Here is a 16,478-nt window from a genome sequence, read left to right on the forward strand (position 1 = left end):
GGGCCTCTGCCTGGGGTTCGGCCGCGTCGGCCGTGACTGCCTCCGCGGCGGTGGCGTCCGCGGCTTCTGCCTGGGGCTCGGCTGCGTCGGCCGTGACTGCCTCCGCGGCGGTGGCGTCCGCGGCTTCTGCCTGGGGCTCGGCCGGGTCGGGCGTGGTGGTGTCGGGCACCGTCGTGGCGGGCTTGGCCGCGATGGGGGTGCCGGTGTCCTCTGCGTCGTCGGCCCGCGGTCCGGCCTCGTCCCGCGCCGGCTCGGCGTCGGGCGCGACGGCCTCCGGCTCGGTCGGCGGCTCAGCTGCGTCGGGCGTGACCGCTTCCGCGGCTGTGGTGTCCGCGGCCTTGGCCTCTGCCTGGGGCTCGGCGGCGTCGGGGGCGGCGCTCTCCGCGGCTGTGGCCTCAGAGGTGGGGGCGTCGTTCTGCGGCTTGAGTGCGTCCGGCGCGACGGCCTCTGCCTCGGGCGCGGCCTCCGTGTCGGGCGCGACGGACTCCGGCGCGGACTTCGCGCCGGCCGCGGCCGGCTTCGTCGCAGGCGTGCCCGTGGACTGCGACGGGACCGACGGGACCGACTGGCCGCGGTGGCGCGGGGGCGCGTTGTCGAAGGCCGCAGAGACCAGATCCGCAGCCCGGTCGGTCGCCGTCTGCGGAGGCACCGTCGCCGACGCCTCCGTGGCCGGTTCCGTGCGCTCGGTCTGGGCCGGAACCGAGGCTGCCGCCGACTCGTTATGCTCAGCACGGTCGCGTCCGAACACCTTGCGCAGCAAGCTCCGAATACCCATGGGCGAGGCCTTTCGCATGAGTTGGGTGTGACTGTCCGCTCCTGCCCGGGCAACGCAGGCCAGGGGCGGACACGTAAGGTTAGCGGCCGCCCCGCTCGCCTTTGGGGAGGGCACCCGCAAGGCACCCACAAGGCACCCACAAGGCACCCACAAGGCACCCACAAGCTCCGCCCGCACACCCCAACCGCGCTTCGTCCGTGCCGCATTCATCCCTCGTTCACCCTGCGTCCGCCGTCGTGCACATGTACGCCCTTAGCGTCATGGCCGGAAACATTCCGACACCATGTCGGCGCAGGTGCGCCGAAGGAGGACGAAGTGCGCAAACTGCTGCCGCTGTTGAACACGACTCCGCACGCGGGCGGACGTTCAGCCCTCACTTGCCGCTACCGCTGCGGCGACGCCTGCTTCCACGAGGTCCCGAACACCAGCGACAACGAGTACGTCGGCAATGTCATAGCGAGCGCCCTGTCGCGCCGCTCGATGATGCGCGCCGCCGCCGTCGTGACCGTCGCCGCAGCCGCCGGCGGTGCGGCCGTGGCGCAGGGCGCCCAGCCCGCGCAGGCGGCAACCCCGGCCTGGCACAAGCCCGGCAAGCCGGGCAAGTCCGGCGGCGCCCGCGGCCTCCGCTTCGCGCCCGTCGCGCCCAACAAGGACGACAAGGTCACCGTCCCGGAGGGCTACGCGCAGAGCATCGTCATCCGCTGGGGCGAGCCCATCCTGCGCGGCGCCCCCGCCTTCGACCCGGACAAGCAGTCGGCGAAGGCACAGGCCGGCCAGTTCGGCTACAACAACGACTTCCTCAGCCTGCTGCCGCTGAAGGGCGAGCGCGGTCGTCAGGTCCTCGTCGCGAACCACGAGTACACGGACGAGATGCTGATGTTCAAGGGGTACGACCCCGAGAACCCGACCCGCGAGCAGGTCGAGATCGCCTGGGCCGCGCACGGTCTGTCGGTTGTCGTCGTCCAGGAGGAGCACCGCTCCGGCCGGCTCACCCCGGTGACGCGCCACCCGCTCAACCGCCGTGTGACGGCGACGAGCGAGTTCGAGCTCACGGGCCCGGCCGCAGGTGGCGAGCTGCTGCGTACGAGCGCCGACCCGTCGGGCACCAAGGTGCTCGGCACGCTCAACAACTGCGCCGGCGGCACCACCCCGTGGGGCACGATCCTGTCGGGCGAGGAGAACTTCAACCAGTACTTCGCGGGCGGCTCGAGCGCGACGGACAAGCGCTACGGCGTCGGCTCCGGCGCCACCGAGCGCAAGTGGGAGCGTTTCGACAAGCGCTTCGACGTCAAGCAGGAGCCGAACGAGATCCACCGGCACGGCTGGGTCGTCGAGCTCGACCCGTACGACCCCGACTCCACCCCCGCCAAGCGCACCGCGCTGGGACGTTTCAAGCACGAGGCCGCACAGCCCCGGCTCACCGACGACGGCCGCCCGGTCGTCTACATGGGTGACGACGAGCGCTTCGACTACTTCTACAAGTTCGTCTCGTCGAAGCGGATGCAGAAGGGCCGCAGCCGCGCCGCCCGCGCGCACAACCGCACGCTGCTCGACGAGGGCACCCTGTACGTCGCCAAGCTCACCGGTGACTCGCCGGGCGAGGTCGACGGCACCGGCAAGCTCCCGAACGACGGCGAGTTCGACGGCTCGGGCGTGTGGATCCCGCTCGCGACGGGTGACGTCTCGCACGTGCCCGGAATGACCGCGGAGGAGGTGTACGTCTTCACCCGTCTCGCCGGTGACAAGGTCGGCGCGACGAAGATGGACCGCCCCGAGGACGTCGAGCCGAGCCCCCGCACCGGCCGGGTCTATGTCGCCCTCACGAACAACACCGACCGCGGCAAGCCCGGCAAGGCGGGCGCCGACGAGGCCAACCCGCGCAACCTCAACAAGCACGGGCAGGTCCTGGAGCTCGCCGAGAACTGGGACGATCCGACCTCCGACGGCTTCGCCTGGCGCCTGTTCCTGGTCGCCGGCGACCCGAACGACCCGGCCACGTACTTCGCGGGCTACCCGAAGGACAAGGTCAGCCAGATCTCCTGCCCGGACAACCTGGCCTTCGACCCGCACGGCAACCTGTGGATCTCCACGGACGGAGCTCAGCTCGGTTCGCACGACGGCCTGTTCGGCGTCGCGACCCGCGGTGAGCGCCGCGGTGAGCTCAAGCAGTTCCTGACCGTGCCGACCGGCGCGGAGACCTGCGGCCCGATCATCCAGGACCGCCGTGTCCTGGTGGCCGTGCAGCACCCGGGCGAGGTCGACGGCGCGTCCGTCGAGAAGCCCGCGAGCGCCTGGCCCGACGGGCCGGGCCGGCTGGTCCGCCCGTCGGTCGTCGCCGTCTACCGCAAGGACGGGCGCGACATCGGAGCCTGACCGGCAGCGGTCACGAGGTGGCGTCCAGGTGTGTGCGCCACCTCGTGAACTGCTCCGCCGCATCTCCCGTGTACGCCCACGGGAGATGCGCGGCACGCGTTCCCAGCAGCTGGAACAGTCCGCGTGCCTCCAGCCGCAGGCCGGCGTGACAGGCGGCGTGGACGAGATAGTTGAGCTCGCCGATCTCCTGGGGCGCGACCGGGCCGTCCGTGCGCCACAGGATCCACCGCTCCCAGGTGCGGCGGATCTCCGTGATCGCCAGCTCGTGCTTCCAGTGCTGGTCGAAGCCGCGTACCGCCCGGCCCTGTGCCGCGTCGGCGACGTACCGGTATTCCTCCGCCCGCGCGATCTGCACCAGCACCGGCAGCGGTGACCCGGGTGGCGACGCGCCGGCCGCGTCCCGTGCGAAGTCGTACATCCTGCCGTGCGTGCCGTGCCAGCGTGCCGAGTGGTAGCGCAGCAACTGCACATGACCTTCGACGTTGTGCGGGTCGCGTCGGCGCATCTCGTCCCACCAGCGCCGCAGTTCACGACGCGGCACCCCGTCCTCGTACAGCCTGGCGATCGTCAGCAGCGACACCCACGGCATCGGGTCGGCGGGGTGGGCGTCGGCGGCGGCGAGGCAGGAACGGAGCGCGGCATCGAGCCGTGCACGGTCGGTACCGGCTCCACGGCCCATGGCGATCGCCAGCTGGAAGGCCCGTACGACCTCCGTGGCCGCGCGCAGGACCGCCGCGTCGGGGCTGGCCGGTTCCGCCGCGCGCCATATCTCGGTGGCCGAGGAGCCTGCCGCGGCGTGGGCGAGCAGCCGGATCCGGTGGGTGCGCAGGGACCAGTCGTCGCCGGTGGCGCCGAGCAGGTCGCGGACGCCCTGCCAGCGGCCGATAACGATGTCGTGCAGGGCTTCGGCGAGCGGCCGGTCCCCGAAGGCGGGATCGAAGTCGGGTACGAAGCGGCGGCGTGCGACCATCTGCGGCACTTCCCTCGGCGGTGCATGCGTGCGTAAGGCGTTCGTTCAGAAGTCCGTGGCCAGTGCCTTGTCGGCGTAGTCGGCGCGGTGCGGATCGCGGCACCCACCGCCGTCGGACTCGACCGCGCAGGTCGCGTCCAGGCGGGCGGGCCGGTAGTAGGTGCTGCCCCGCCGCCAGTAGTGGATCATCGGGACGAGTCCGGCGGCGAGGCCCCCGATGCCGATCGCGATCGACGCGGCGCTCAGCTCGCCGAGCGACTCGAAGAAGATCCACAGCATGAACAGGGCGCCGAGCAGCGGCCAGGCGCCGCCGAGCAGGAAATCGCGTACGGACGTCAGCAGCGTCCTGCGGTAGGCGACGACCGCGGCGATGCCGGCGAGTCCGTAGTAGAGGGCGATCTGGAGGCCTATCGCGGCGACCGCGGCGGTGACGACGTCCCTGATGGAGCCGAGCGCGGTGGACGCCACGAACATGGCGAGCGCGACGGCGCCGACCACCAGGACAGCCGCCCAAGGGGTGTTCCAGCGGCGGTGCACCAGACCCAGCGAGGCGGGCATCGTACGGTCGCGGCCCATCGCGAACAGCGAGCGGGTGACCTGGATCAGCGTCGTCTCAAGGGTGGCGACGGTCGACAGCAGCACGGCGATGACCAGCAGCTTTCCGCCCACCCCCGGCCAGATCGCGGCGCCCAGAACGGCCAGGACGTTCGATCCGGCGGCCTGGATCTCCCCGGCCGTCAGGATGACGTTGACGGCGACGGTGAACGCCTCGAAGAGCAGGAAGACCACGCCGACGCCGACGAGCGCGCCGAGCCCCGAGGTGCGGCGGTTGTCGCGGATCTCCTCGCTGAGGTTGCTGGTGACGTCCCAGCCCCAGTAGTAGAAGGTGGCGATCAGCGCCCCGGAGGCGAAGCCCGCCGGGCCGTCGAAGTGCGAGAAGCCGAACCACGACCAGTCGAAGGCGGCAGCGGCCCCCTTGTGCAGCAGCGCGGCGCCGATGAAGAAGAGCAGGATCGCCGATTCGACACCGGTCAGCAGCAGTTGGGCCCGTACGGTCAGTCGCGCTCCACCCAGCACGACGAGCAGCATCGCGAGGAACCAGCCCGCGCCGACGGTCGTCGCGAGGGCCCTGTTTTCGGCGAGCTCCGGGTCGAAGAGTGCCAGCGTCATCGCGCCGGCGGGCAGGGAACCCGCCACCATGAAGATCGTCGTCGAGACGACCAGCGCCCACCCGGACAGGAATCCGAGGAACGGATGGAGGGTCCGGCCGACCCAGGAGTAGCCCGCACCGGCGTTGACGTCGATACGGCCGAGCCTGCCGAAGGCCAGGACGATACCGAGCATGGGTATCGCGCAGTACAGCAGCGCGGCGGGACCCGCGAGCCCGACGGTGGCGACGAGCACGGCCGTGGTGGCCGCGATCGAGTAGGCGGGGGCGCTGCCCGCCACGGCCATGACGACGGTGTCGAACGTCCCGAGGACATTGGGCCGTAGCCCTCTGCCGGAACTGCTGCGCATGAAATCTCCGAATGCCCTTGTGCGGCATGGGGTATGGCGACACGTCAGAAACCGAACGCCCGCGTACGGAGTGAACGCCTCCGTCATGGGAGATCGTGCGCATCGTAGTCGGATGTGTGCGCTGTGGTGAGGGGGTGGGGTCCGGGCCCACCCGCACGTGGCCCGCACGCGGTGGTGCGGGGTACGCGGTCCCGGGTGCCGGTCCGGTCCCCCCGTGGGCGGGGCCCGGCGTCGTAGAGTCGGTACATGGCTGCAGAGGGTTCGTCCGTGTCAGGCGAGGGCACCGTACGGGTCGACGTCTGGATCTGGTCCGTACGGCTCACCAAGACCCGCTCGCAGGCCTCCGCGGCATGCCGCGCAGGCCATGTGCGGGTCAACGGCGAGCGCGTCAAACCCGCCCAGGCGCTGCGCGTCGGTGACCAGGTGCGGGTGTTCCACGCCGGGCGGGAGCGCCTTGTGGTCGTCTCGAAGATCGTGCGCAAGCGGGTCGGCCCGCCGGTCGCGGTGCAGGCCTACGTGGACAACAGCCCGCCGCCCCCGCCCAAGGAGTTCACGGCCCCTGCGGCGGTACGGGACCGGGGCGCCGGCCGCCCGACGAAGCGTGACCGGCGAGAGCTGGAGCGGTTCCACGGCGGCCGGCCGAAGGCCTGAAGGGCCCGGCGGCGGGCCCTCGCGCCCGTCGCGGATCACGACGGCGGCGCGGGCGACGCGATCGCCCGCGCCGCTCTGACCTCCTGCCGCAGCGGCGCCAGCACACCCTCCTCGTCGCCGGGCAGCTCGGCCCGTACCTCCACCAGCACCTCGCTCGAGCGCAGCCCGTCCGCCAGCTCCCGCAGCTGCCGCTCGATCCCGGCGACCTCCTCGTCGCCGGGCGGCCGCGCCCCGTGGTCCACACGCACCCGTGCCGCCGTCGTCGCGTCCACGATCCGCTCGGCGGCGACGACCAGCGGCCACCAGGCCGCGGCGCGCGCGCCGGTCGGGGGCGGCTCGGTCAGGGCGCGCTGGAACTCGGAGCGCACGGAGGACAGGTCCCGGTAGATCCGCCGCCGGGCACGCACCCGTTCGGCGTGGTCCATGCCGCCGAACGCACAGGCCACGTACTGGGCGGTGTCCTCGACGCACTGCGCGAGCCGGTCCCCGACGCGGGTGTGCCAGCTCTCCGGCCACAGCAGATAGCCCGCCACCAGCGCGATCGCACAGCCCATGAGGCTGTCCACCAGCCGCGGCAGCACCAGGTGGAAGCCCTGGCGGTTGAGGATGTCCGAGAGCATCAGGATCACCGGGGTGACGGCCGCGGTCTGGAACGCGTACCCCTTCGCGGAGAACGCCGGGATCAGCGCCGCGAGCAGCATCATCACCGGCACGTCCCACCAGCCGCGCTCCACGACCGCCAGCACGGCCGCCGCCACGATCAGCCCGGCGGCCGTGCCGAGCGCGCGCAGCACCGCGCGCGAGAACACCGAGCCGAAGTCGGGCTTGAGCACGAACGTGACGGTGAGCGCCACCCAGTACGAGCGCGTCACCGGCACCAGCGACTGCGCCAGCCCGATGCAGAGCGCGAGCCGTAGCCCGTACCGCCAGGAGGGCTCCGAGAGCAGCATGTTGCGCACTGCCCTCCGTGCCCTGACGCCCGGCGCGGCGGGTCGGCCGAGCCGGTCGTCGACGCCTGTCAGGTCGTGGTCCGCCTTGTGGACGACGGCCGACGCGTGGCGCAGCGCGCTGTTGACCGCGCGGTCGGCGGGGCCCTCCGGCGCCGGAAGGACGAGCTCGGGTGCAACCTTGCGGTCCTGTGCCACCGAGTCGGCCAAGTCACGTACCGCGGCGGCGATTTCGGGGCGGCGCGAGGCACGCCCGAACCGGTGTGCCGCGGCCGCCGCCTCGACCAGCGGGATCACCACGTTCAGTTGGGCGATCAGCTGCACCAGAGGACTGCGCCGCCCGTGGTCGCGGGCCCGCCGGGCGAGGATCAGGTCGTACGCGGTGTTGAGCGCGTGGGTGACGTCCTGACGGCGGGCGTCGTAGCCGGTGGTGCCCGCGGCCGCGAGCAGGTCGGCGACGCTCCGGTAGGTCGCGGCGACCGCCGACTGTTCGGGGACGCGTCCGCGCAAGGGCCAGCCCAGCAGCGCCAGTACGAGGACGAACAGTCCGCCGGCCATGAGCAGCAGCGGCGCGTACCACCACGGCCCCGGCATCGGCAGTCCGGCTCCGACCACCGCGTTGAGCAGGAGCAGCAGCCCGGACACGGAGGCCACCGCGCCGATGGAGGAGATCATTCCGGAGACGAGCGCGATGAGGGTCAGCGCGCCGACCGCCCACCAGCCCTCCGCGTACACCAGGGAGCCGAGCGTGACTCCGACCGCGCCGAAGAACTGGGGGACGGCGATGTTGAGCAGCCGCATCCGGTAGGCGTCGGCGGTGTCACCGATGACGCCGGACAGCGCGCCCATCGACACCAGCGCCCCGTACTCGGGGCGGCCGACGGCGAGCCCGACGGCCAGTGGGGCGGCCAGAGCGACGGCCGCACGGCCGACGGCGGCTTTGGGGACGGGCGCGGAGTGGGGCAGCAGGCCCTGCACCAGCCAGTCCGGCGGCGTCAGCCGTCCCGTGCGTCCGCCCGTGCCGTCGTCCGGTTCTCCCATGGTCCTCAAGAGATCCCGAACAGGCCGTCGGGCGCAAGCTCCGCAGGCCCGCCCGCGCGGTCCCGTTCAGCTGCGGTAGTTCTCCACCTCGTCCGCCGGCCGTTCCTTCACCGTGCCGGGGTCCTCGCCGAACTCGGCCTTGGCGCGGCGCCGGCGCAGCACGTCCCAGCACTGGTCGAGCCGGATCTCCAGCTCTCGCAGGCGGGCCTGTTCGTCCGGGCCGAGGCCCTGCTGCTCGGTGGAGCGGTCGCGCAGGGCGCGTTCCTCCGCGACGAGATTGCCGATGTCGTCGATGATCTGCTCGTCGACGTGTTCGTTGTCCATGGCGTCTGCTCCGTGCTTCGTGACGGCGGGGGAGCCCCGTGTTCCCGTGTTCCCCACGGGTGGGAGTCACAGGGCGAAGACCGTTTTGCCCCGCGCACCTCCCGCCCGGTTCTGCGCCAGCGCGTCCGGTGCCTTCTCCAGTGGCAGTTCGGTGTCGACCGGAGTCTGCAGCGACCCGCGGGCGGCTGCGGCGGCGAGCGTGTCGAGCGGCGCCGACGAAGGGGCCAGCCGGAAGCCGATGCCCTCCACACCGCCCGCGAGCGGCGTGGCACCGCCGTCGAAGCGGGTCGCGACGGCCACCGCGCCCGGTCTGCCGAGCCCCGCGTGGGCTGCGAACGACTCCGGGGTCCCGGCGACCAGATCGACCACGGCGTCGACGCCGTCGGGGCACACCCGCCGTACCGCACCGGCCGTGTCCTGCGCGGTGGCGTCGACGGTGACGGCCGCCCCGAGTCCGCTCATCCGCCGCCGCTCGTCGCCGCGCACCACGGCCACGACGCGCACGTCGCGGGCCGCGGCGAGCTGGGTGAGCAGGCAGCCGACGCCGCCGGCGGCGCCGAGGACAAGAAGGCTCTCACCGGCCCCTGCGCCGGTCACGGCGAGCAGTTGCGCCGCGGCTGTCCCGGCGGTGGGCAGCAGTGCCGCGTCACGCAGAGCGAGGCCGTCCGGTACGAACGCGACCGGGCCGTCCTGCGGCACCGACACGTACTCGGCGTAGCTGCCCGCGGGTGGGCCGGAGGTCCGGCCGAACACGGCGTCGCCCACCCGGAAACGGTTGTCGCCCGGGCCCACGACGTCCACCTTGCCGGCGAAGTCGGTGCCGAGCACCAGAGGGAAGCTCTGCGGGAACTCCGGCGGGACCCGGCCCGGACCACCGGACGGGAGTGCGCCGTCGGCGATCTGCCAGTCGAGGGGGTTGAGGGACGCGTACTCGATCTTGACGACGACCTCGCCCCGACCGGGCTCGGGCTTCGGGACCTGGATCAGCTCGGGCTCCGCACCGTACTCCCTGACCGCGACAGCACGCATCCGCCATGCCTCCTGACCGAACGGCCCCCGGTGGCTCGCACCACGTCCCCACTCTCACCCGGCCGGGCGGTCAGCGCACATCGTGCAGTTCCAGCTCGACGAGGAGGGAGCGGTGGTCGGTTTCCGGCAGGTCGAGGAAGCGGGCCCCGCGCACCGAGAAGTCCTCGCTGACCAGCACATGGTCGATCTGGGTGCCCAGCGGACGGCGCAGATCGGCCGGCCAGGACGGCGTGCGGGCCGCACCGGCGAGGGTGGCGCTGTCGCGCAGCCGGCCCGCCTCCAGGACGCGGCGGAAGGCGGCATGGTCCTGACCCGCGTTGAAGTCGCCCGCAACGACCGTCGGACGCCCGTTCGTCCCTGCCGCGTAAGCCCGCAGCAGACCCAGCTCACGGCGCCAGTCCTCTACCGCGCCGGGCACGGGCGGCAGCGGATGCGCGAGCTGGAGCTCGACGGACCGGCCGGAGATCTCGGCGACGGCACCCGGCATGGCGAGTGTGCCGTCGACGCCGGGTGCGGCGCGCAGCGGATGCTTGCTGAGGATCGCCGAACCGGAGGCCGCATCGCCGTCGACGACGGTGCGGTACGGGTAGTCGCCGCGCGGAACGTCCGCCTCCAGGACGGCCGAGCAGGTGCGGTCGCACTCCTGGACGAACACCAGGTCCGGCTGCTCGCGGCGCACCGTGGTCACGAGGGCCTCGGTGGCCTGCCCGAACTCGACGTTCGACGTGAGGACCTCGACACCTGCGACGACCGGTCCCGGCGGCTCGTCGGTCAGCCCGGTGTCGTACGGCCTGACGAACCACCCGATGACCGCGAGCACGGTGACCGCCCAGCCGACGAGGAAACGCCGGCGTGCGAGAAGGGCGAGCAGCAGGGCGGCGCCCGCGGGCAGCAGCAGCCACGGAAGGAAGGCGAGCAACTGCGGGACCGGCGTGACACCGTCCCTGTCCGCGGTGCGGCATGCGGCGACGACGGCGGGGCCGAGGAGCAGCAGCCCGGCGAACCATGCCGTGGCGCGCCGGCCCGCCCGCCGGCGGCCGGAGGAGCGCGGTCCGGCGTCGTACGGTGCCTCGTCGGCCTGCTCCTGGTACGCACTGTCCACACCGGCCGCCTTCCTGCTCGTCGTGAAGATGCTGCTGTTCACAAGACGCCGCCGTTCACGAGATCGTTGCGGTATCCCTCCCATTCCCAGGACTTGCCTGCGCGCGTCTGCGGGTGTGCTCTGAAGAGGGGTGTGGGGGGACAGGGAAGGAGCTCTCCGCCATGGCCACACACGCAGCGTTGCCGACCCACCGGCGGCATCGGACACACGGAGACCGGCACCACAGCCCCCTCGCCTGGGCGGTGCCCCTCACCCTGGGCCTGACGTTCGGCATCTGGGCCGCCTTCATCCAGCGCGTCGAGGACGGCGGCGTCGCCACCTGGGGTCAGTGGGTCCTCGGAGTGATCACCGCGGTGGTCCTCGGGGCGCTCTCGTTCGGACTGGGCCGCATCCAGCACTCGCTGCCGCGCGAACTGCGCGCCCTCGCTTACGGCGTGCTGGCCGCGGCGACCATCGGCTTCCTGACCAGCCTGGCAGGCGGCAGCGTCCTGAGATCCGCGGGCATCGGCATCGCGGTGGGGGTGGGGGTGGGGTTGACGGCGTTCTACGCCTTCTACACGCACGAGTGACGCGGGTGCGGCACGCACGTGTGACGCGGGCGAAGCCCGGGGGCGCTGCCCTCGGGCTTCGTGCTGTGGTTAGCCCTGGCCGGGCCTGACCTGTGCAAAAGGCGTTGCCGAGGGGTGGCGAGCTGGTGCACCATCTGCTTCCCCACGTCTCGCGCGGCCGCCGGATCGGATCCGGCGGCCGCGCGCTGTGTTCCAGCGCCTCGACCACACCGGCCGCGGCCCTCATGCTTGGCCAACCGAGTCGGCGGGGCCCTGCCCTGCGCGAGGCCCGCGCGATCGCCCCTGTGGCTTCCGGCACCACATGCCCCCGACCGATGACTTTCCCCATCCGGCCGCGTCTGCATTGCATCGCACGGACGAGAAGGAACCGAAGGACTGACGATGAGTACAGATCTGGCAATCGAGACCACCGGGCTGGTGAAGGTCTTCGGTGACAATCGCGCCGTGGACGGCGTCGATCTCCGAGTGCCGGCCGGCACGGTCTACGGAGTCCTCGGTCCCAACGGCGCGGGCAAGACGACCACGGTCAGGATGCTGGCCACCCTGCTCCGCCCGGACGGCGGCGAGGCCCTGGTATTCGGCAAGGACGTGCAGAAGGACGCGGACGCCGTCCGCAGCCGGGTCAGCCTCACGGGGCAGTACGCCTCGGTCGACGAGGACCTCACCGGCTCGGAGAACCTGGTCCTTCTCGCCCGGCTGCTCGGCCACGCGAAGCCCGCGGCTCGCGAGCGCGCCGCCCAGCTGCTGGAGGCGTTCGGTCTGCGCGAGGCCTCCGACAAGCAGGTGAAGAACTACTCGGGCGGCATGCGGCGCCGGATCGACATCGCCGCGTCCATCCTCAACACCCCCGACCTGCTGTTCCTGGACGAGCCCACCACCGGCCTCGACCCGCGCAGCCGCAACCAGGTCTGGGACATCGTGCGCGCCGTCGTCGCCCAGGGCACCACCGTGCTGCTGACGACGCAGTATCTGGACGAGGCCGACCATCTGGCCTCGCGTATCGCCGTGATCGACCACGGCAAGGTGATCGCGGAGGGCACGAAGGGCGAACTGAAAGCATCCGTCGGCTCCGGCGCGGTGCATCTGCGGCTGCGCGAGGCCGACCAGCGGTCCGAGGCGGAGCGGGTGCTGGCCGCCGCGCTCGGTGCAGAGGTGCTGCTCGACGCCGACCCGGTCGCGCTCACCGCCCGTGTCAACGGCCACGGAACCGACCGCGGCGCGGCCGAGCAGGCGGCGCACGCCCTGGCCGAGCTGGCCCGCAGTGGAATCACCGTCGACAACTTCGCGCTGGGACAGCCCAGCCTGGACGAGGTCTTCCTCGCCTTGACCGACAAGAAGGGGGAGCCGGCATGAGCACCGCTGCCACCACGAAGGACGCCATCGACCTCGATCTGCAGGCCCCGAAGGCGGAGGATCTCGCCGCGCTGCTGGTCGCCACGGAGCGCCCGCCGCGACCCAGCGCGCTCTCGGCGTCGGTGACGTTCGGCTGGCGGGCCATGCTCAAGATCAAACATGTGCCGGAGCAGCTGTTCGACGTGACGGCGTTCCCGATCATGATGGTGCTGATGTACACGTATCTCTTCGGAGGTGCCATCGCGGGCTCCGTCTCGGACTACATCCAGTTCCTGCTGCCCGGCATCCTCACGATGAGCGTCGTGATGATCACGATGTACACGGGCGTCGCGGTGAACACCGACATCTCCAAGGGCGTCTTCGACCGCTTCCGTACGCTGCCGATCTGGCGGCCGGCGCCGATGGTCGGCTATCTCCTCGGCGATGTGGTGCGCTATCTGATCGCCTCCGCCGTGATGCTCGGGGTCGGCATGCTCATCGGCTACCGGGCCGACGGCGGTGTCGTGGGCGTCGTCCTCGGCGTCGCGCTGCTGATGGTCTTCTCCTTCTCCTTCTCCTGGATCTGGACGATGTTCGGCCTGCTGCTGCGGACCGAGAAGTCGGTCATGGGCGTCAGCATGATGGTGATCTTCCCGCTGACGTTCCTGAGTAATGTCTTCGTCGACCCGAAGACGATGCCGGGCTGGCTCCAGGCCTTCGTCAACAACAGCCCGGTCACCCATGTCGCCACCGGCGTCCGGGAGCTGATGGCGGGCAACTGGCCGACGGCGGACATCGCCTGGTCGCTGGGCTGGTCGGCCGTGCTCGTGGTGGTCTTCGGCTCGGTGACGATGCGCCTCTACAACCGCAAGTGACTGGCGGCGCCCCCGCGCGCACAGAGGTGCCCCCGACGGGCGGGGGCACATCTGCTCGACCTTCTGCCCGGGCGGGCCGGGCTCGTCCCGCCGGTGGAGAACGTCAGTCGGCCGATCCGCGCACCACCACGACCGGGCAGGGCGCGTGCTGGGTGAGGTGCAGGCCGACGGAGCCGAGCAGGGTCGCCTTGAAGCCGCTGTAGCCGCGGTCGCCGACGACCAGAAGCGAGGCGCCGTCCGCCCTGTCCATCAGGGCCTGCGCCGCGCTGCCGATCATGACCGTCCGGGTCACGGCCGCGGCGGCCTCGGCGCCGACCGTCTGCTCCAGGCTGTCGGCGAGCACCTTGGCCGCCAGCTGCTCCGGGTCGAAGTCGGCCGGCATGGCGGGGACCATCGCGGCCCAGCCCGCGGACGGGTACTCCCAGCTGATGACGGCCTCCAGGGGGTCCCCGGTCAGCCCCGCCTGCCGTACGGCCCATCTCAGGGCCCTGATCGACGGCTCGGAGCCGTCGACGCCCACCACGATCCTGCCTGCGCCCGCCGTGTTGGTCTCGTCCGCCATACCCGCCACCTCCGTAGCTGTAGCCCGGTGCAAGCGTACGTAAAACGGATCAAGAGCACGTATAACTACGCAAAGAGGTCGGCAGTGGGCGTGGCGTGGTCCGGCTCGGCCGTGGTCCGCGGGGCCATCAGGGCGGCCGGTTCGCGGCCTGCGCGGGCGATCCGGTCCGGCAGGGCGTCGGTGAGCGCGTCGCCCGTGCCGCCCCAGTCCTCGGACGCGGCGTACACGGCGGTGGGCACCACGAGCGCCCGCAGGCAGGCGAAGAGCGGTCGCAGCGCGTGCTCCAGCACTGGGGGCGCCTCCCAGGCCCCAGGGCCTCGGGGAGAGTGCCGTGCCGTCCCGCCGGTCGCCGCGATGAGCACCGGTTCTCCGGTGAGCGCGTCCGGCTCGGTCAGGTCGAAGAACGACTTGAACAGTCCGCTGTACGAGGCGGTGAACACCGGTGTCACGGCTGTCAGCCCGTCGGCGCCGGTCACTTCCTCGATGGCGTCGGCGAGCGGTTTCGCCGGGAAGCCGGTCACCAGGTTGTCGGCGATCGCCACGGCGAGGTCGCGCAACTCGACGACACCCACCCGCACCTGACGGTCACTGTCGGCGAGTTCGCGGCGTACGGACTCGGTGATCCGGTCGGCCGGCAGCCTGCTGGAGGACGGCACCCCCAGCCCGGCGGAGACGACCACGAGGTTCAGGGGTGCGGCCTGCTGTGTCATGACGTCTCCTTTGAGTTCTCCGTGCCCGGCGTGTCGTCGTTCGGGTCGCCGCTCGCGCTTCGACGAAGGACGGCCGGGTGCGGCGGCGCAGCCTCCGGCACTCCGGCGGGTCGCAGCTTCGCGAACTCCTCGCGCAGCACCGGCACGACCTCCTCGCCGAGGAGGCCGAGCTGCTCGAGGACCGTCTTCAGCGACAGTCCAGCGTGGTCCATCAGGAACAGCTGGCGCTGGTAGTCGCCGACGGCGTCGCGGAAGCCGAGCCGCTCAACCGTCAGACCCCGACCCCTGTTCCAAGGCCGCTCCGCGCTTTCCAAGGCTGCTCCGAGCCGCGGTGCCCTGCCCTCAGCCGGGCCCGGCGGCGCCCGGGAAGAGCTGGCGGAAGGCGTCCGCCGACTCGGAGCCCGAGCGGCCGAAGGGCGCGTCGAAGTCCCACACCAGGAAGAGCAGGAAGGCGATCAGTGCGCTGAAGAGGCCGGCGAGCAGCAGCTCCCGGAACGTCCGGCCGATCTGCATCGTGAAGATCAGTCCGATGGTGATGACGGCTCCGCTGATCAGGCCGAACCAGACGATGCCCGGCAGCGTCTCGCCGGCCCCCGCCGCGCGGGCGTTGCGGGCGACCTCCGCGGCGGCCACCTGGTCCAGCATCGGCTGGTACGCCTGCGCCTCCAGCTCGTTCGTCGGTTCGCGTTCCGCGACATCGGTCCGGACGACCGCCAGCAGCTCCGTCCCGCGGGGCGACAGCTCCTCGTGGCTGACCATCCGCGGCCACTCGTCGTCGACGACCTCGGAGACATAGGTGTCGATGTCCTTGCGGAGCCGGTCGCGGAAGTCGGCGGGATAGACCTGCGCGCGCTGGGTCACCTCGTGCAGAGCCTGAGCCTCCGTACGTACGGCGTCCTGAGCCGCTCCCCTCGCCTCCCAGACGCCCGCGATCGCGAGGCCCAGCACGATCGCGTACACGACGCCGACCATCATCACCATGTACTCGAGGACGTCGGGCGTCTCGGGTGAGTCCCGTGCCGGAAGTTCGTCCGCCGCGTCCGCGCCGCGCGGCCTGCGCTGACTGAGGAGCGTGACGACGAGGACGACGGCGCAGGCGGCGGCCATCGCGACGGCCAGGACCAGCCATTCGGACATGGGGGTCTCCGGTGGTGTGGGGAGGGCTGGGGTGCGGGGTGTGGTTCAGGCGCGCCCGCGCCGGTTGGCGGCGGACTGCGAGCGGGGACGCAGCAGGGCCGCGGCGAGCACGGCTGGAATCGTGGTCACCAGCATCAGGATCGTGAGGGGCGTCCCCGTGGGCTCCGGCGCTCCGGTCGTGGGCCGGTACGTGCGGATGGCGACGGCTTCGACCCGCTCCGGCGGAGGGCCGGCGGCGTGCGGCGCCGGGTCCGGTTCAGGCTCTTCCGGAGGCACCGGGGTGGGCGGGGGCTCTTCCGGGGGCGGGGCGGCCGGCACCACGGGCGAGGGCTCGCCGGAAGGCGAGGGCGCCTGAGGCGAAGGCCAAGGTGAAGGGGAAGGGGAAGGGGGAGGCGGAGGCGGAGGCGGTGTGGGGGTGGGTGCGGGTGCCGGTGGTTCCGGAGCGGGGGGCTCGGGGGGAGGAGGGGGCGGGTGCCTCGGGCAGTCCCCGAGTCCGACGGTCACGGAGAGCGCGAGCCCGCCCAGGCCGGGCAGCGACACCGCCACGCCCAGGGTCGGCGGCG

General features: G+C 72.1%; 15 protein-coding genes and 2 pseudogenes. 5 read left to right on the forward strand and 12 right to left on the reverse strand.

Features of this window, described 5'->3' with window-relative positions:
* Positions 1-775, reverse strand: a pseudogene (locus ACZ4SA_RS02990) (hypothetical protein); the annotation flags it as partial.
* Positions 776-1,090: 315 nt separating this feature from the next.
* On the opposite strand from ACZ4SA_RS02990, the gene ACZ4SA_RS02995 reads away from it, so the two are divergent.
* On the forward strand, positions 1,091-3,148 hold the full coding sequence (locus ACZ4SA_RS02995) for a PhoX family protein (RefSeq protein ID WP_468269159.1): 2,058 nt from the start codon (positions 1,091-1,093) through the stop codon (positions 3,146-3,148).
* A 10-nt stretch (positions 3,149-3,158) separates the two neighbouring features.
* Here ACZ4SA_RS02995 and ACZ4SA_RS03000 read toward each other — a convergent pair whose 3' ends face one another.
* Complete coding sequence (locus ACZ4SA_RS03000; RefSeq protein ID WP_468269161.1) at positions 3,159-4,118, reverse strand: hypothetical protein; 960 nt, start codon at positions 4,116-4,118, stop codon at positions 3,159-3,161.
* 45 nt (positions 4,119-4,163) lie between these two features.
* Positions 4,164-5,636, reverse strand: a complete 1,473-nt coding sequence (locus tag ACZ4SA_RS03005; RefSeq protein WP_468269163.1) for an APC family permease — start codon at positions 5,634-5,636, stop codon at positions 4,164-4,166.
* A 246-nt stretch (positions 5,637-5,882) separates the two neighbouring features.
* Here ACZ4SA_RS03005 and ACZ4SA_RS03010 point away from each other — a divergent pair, with 246 nt between their 5' ends.
* Positions 5,883-6,287 (forward strand): RNA-binding S4 domain-containing protein, encoded by a 405-nt coding sequence (locus ACZ4SA_RS03010; RefSeq protein ID WP_468269165.1) that lies wholly within the window; start codon positions 5,883-5,885, stop codon positions 6,285-6,287.
* Positions 6,288-6,322: 35 nt separating this feature from the next.
* On the opposite strand, the gene ACZ4SA_RS03015 is transcribed toward ACZ4SA_RS03010, so the two are convergent.
* The 4 genes from ACZ4SA_RS03015 to ACZ4SA_RS03030 form a co-directional block, all read right to left on the reverse strand.
* Positions 6,323-8,275 (reverse strand): FUSC family protein, encoded by a 1,953-nt coding sequence (locus ACZ4SA_RS03015; protein ID WP_468269167.1) that lies wholly within the window; start codon positions 8,273-8,275, stop codon positions 6,323-6,325.
* 66 nt (positions 8,276-8,341) lie between these two features.
* The gene (locus ACZ4SA_RS03020) at positions 8,342-8,599 is read right to left on the reverse strand and encodes a DUF2630 family protein (RefSeq protein WP_468269169.1); all 258 of its coding nucleotides are present in this window, start codon (positions 8,597-8,599) and stop codon (positions 8,342-8,344) included.
* A gap of 66 nt (positions 8,600-8,665) precedes the next feature.
* Complete coding sequence (locus ACZ4SA_RS03025) at positions 8,666-9,628, reverse strand: NADP-dependent oxidoreductase (protein WP_468269171.1); 963 nt, start codon at positions 9,626-9,628, stop codon at positions 8,666-8,668.
* A 70-nt stretch (positions 9,629-9,698) separates the two neighbouring features.
* The gene (locus ACZ4SA_RS03030; RefSeq protein ID WP_468269278.1) at positions 9,699-10,730 is read right to left on the reverse strand and encodes an endonuclease/exonuclease/phosphatase family protein; all 1,032 of its coding nucleotides are present in this window, start codon (positions 10,728-10,730) and stop codon (positions 9,699-9,701) included.
* A 161-nt stretch (positions 10,731-10,891) separates the two neighbouring features.
* Between ACZ4SA_RS03030 and ACZ4SA_RS03035 the strand changes: the two genes are divergently transcribed.
* The 3 genes from ACZ4SA_RS03035 to ACZ4SA_RS03045 all read left to right on the forward strand — a co-directional run bounded on the left by ACZ4SA_RS03035 (position 10,892) and on the right by ACZ4SA_RS03045 (position 13,506).
* Complete coding sequence (locus ACZ4SA_RS03035) at positions 10,892-11,299, forward strand: hypothetical protein (RefSeq protein WP_468269173.1); 408 nt, start codon at positions 10,892-10,894, stop codon at positions 11,297-11,299.
* Positions 11,300-11,680: 381 nt separating this feature from the next.
* Positions 11,681-12,652: an ATP-binding cassette domain-containing protein gene (locus ACZ4SA_RS03040; protein ID WP_468269175.1), complete on the forward strand. Its 972-nt coding sequence runs from the start codon at positions 11,681-11,683 to the stop codon at positions 12,650-12,652.
* Positions 12,649-13,506, forward strand: coding sequence for an ABC transporter permease (locus ACZ4SA_RS03045; protein ID WP_468269177.1), 858 nt, complete (start codon positions 12,649-12,651; stop codon positions 13,504-13,506). The genes ACZ4SA_RS03040 and ACZ4SA_RS03045 overlap by 4 nt, the downstream gene beginning before the upstream one ends.
* Positions 13,507-13,609: 103 nt before the next feature.
* On the opposite strand, the gene ACZ4SA_RS03050 is transcribed toward ACZ4SA_RS03045, so the two are convergent.
* The 5 genes and pseudogenes from ACZ4SA_RS03050 to ACZ4SA_RS03070 all read right to left on the reverse strand — a co-directional run bounded on the left by ACZ4SA_RS03050 (position 13,610) and on the right by ACZ4SA_RS03070 (position 16,191).
* A complete protein-coding gene (locus tag ACZ4SA_RS03050; RefSeq protein WP_468269179.1) occupies positions 13,610-14,068 on the reverse strand; it encodes a universal stress protein in 459 nt (152 codons plus the stop codon).
* 65 nt (positions 14,069-14,133) lie between these two features.
* Positions 14,134-14,778 (reverse strand): CE1759 family FMN reductase, encoded by a 645-nt coding sequence (locus ACZ4SA_RS03055; RefSeq protein WP_468269181.1) that lies wholly within the window; start codon positions 14,776-14,778, stop codon positions 14,134-14,136.
* Positions 14,775-15,047 (reverse strand): annotated as a pseudogene (locus ACZ4SA_RS03060) (5,10-methylene tetrahydromethanopterin reductase); the annotation flags it as partial. The pseudogene ACZ4SA_RS03060 and the gene ACZ4SA_RS03055, both read right to left, overlap by 4 nt.
* 73 nt (positions 15,048-15,120) lie before the next feature.
* On the reverse strand, positions 15,121-15,915 hold the full coding sequence (locus ACZ4SA_RS03065; protein WP_468269183.1) for a bestrophin-like domain: 795 nt from the start codon (positions 15,913-15,915) through the stop codon (positions 15,121-15,123).
* Positions 15,916-15,960: 45 nt separating this feature from the next.
* The gene (locus ACZ4SA_RS03070) at positions 15,961-16,191 is read right to left on the reverse strand and encodes a hypothetical protein (RefSeq protein WP_468269185.1); all 231 of its coding nucleotides are present in this window, start codon (positions 16,189-16,191) and stop codon (positions 15,961-15,963) included.
* Between the last annotated feature and the right edge of the window lie 287 nt (positions 16,192-16,478).

It is taken from the genome of Streptomyces sp. NPDC027962 (genome assembly GCF_055566095.1).

Bases quoted from the DNA above. Each gene is read 5' to 3' on its own strand.
- ACZ4SA_RS03000 (WP_468269161.1), bottom strand. From the start codon at position 4,118: ATGGTCGCACGCCGCCGCTTCGTACCCGACTTCGATCCCGCCTTCGGG.
- ACZ4SA_RS03005 (WP_468269163.1), bottom strand. From the start codon at position 5,636: ATGCGCAGCAGTTCCGGCAGAGGGCTACGGCCCAATGTCCTCGGGACG.
- ACZ4SA_RS03010 (WP_468269165.1), top strand. From the start codon at position 5,883: ATGGCTGCAGAGGGTTCGTCCGTGTCAGGCGAGGGCACCGTACGGGTC.
- ACZ4SA_RS03015 (WP_468269167.1), bottom strand. From the start codon at position 8,275: ATGGGAGAACCGGACGACGGCACGGGCGGACGCACGGGACGGCTGACG.
- ACZ4SA_RS03020 (WP_468269169.1), bottom strand. From the start codon at position 8,599: ATGGACAACGAACACGTCGACGAGCAGATCATCGACGACATCGGCAAT.
- ACZ4SA_RS03025 (WP_468269171.1), bottom strand. From the start codon at position 9,628: ATGCGTGCTGTCGCGGTCAGGGAGTACGGTGCGGAGCCCGAGCTGATC.
- ACZ4SA_RS03035 (WP_468269173.1), top strand. From the start codon at position 10,892: ATGGCCACACACGCAGCGTTGCCGACCCACCGGCGGCATCGGACACAC.
- ACZ4SA_RS03040 (WP_468269175.1), top strand. From the start codon at position 11,681: ATGAGTACAGATCTGGCAATCGAGACCACCGGGCTGGTGAAGGTCTTC.
- ACZ4SA_RS03045 (WP_468269177.1), top strand. From the start codon at position 12,649: ATGAGCACCGCTGCCACCACGAAGGACGCCATCGACCTCGATCTGCAG.
- ACZ4SA_RS03050 (WP_468269179.1), bottom strand. From the start codon at position 14,068: ATGGCGGACGAGACCAACACGGCGGGCGCAGGCAGGATCGTGGTGGGC.
- ACZ4SA_RS03055 (WP_468269181.1), bottom strand. From the start codon at position 14,778: ATGACACAGCAGGCCGCACCCCTGAACCTCGTGGTCGTCTCCGCCGGG.
- ACZ4SA_RS03065 (WP_468269183.1), bottom strand. From the start codon at position 15,915: ATGTCCGAATGGCTGGTCCTGGCCGTCGCGATGGCCGCCGCCTGCGCC.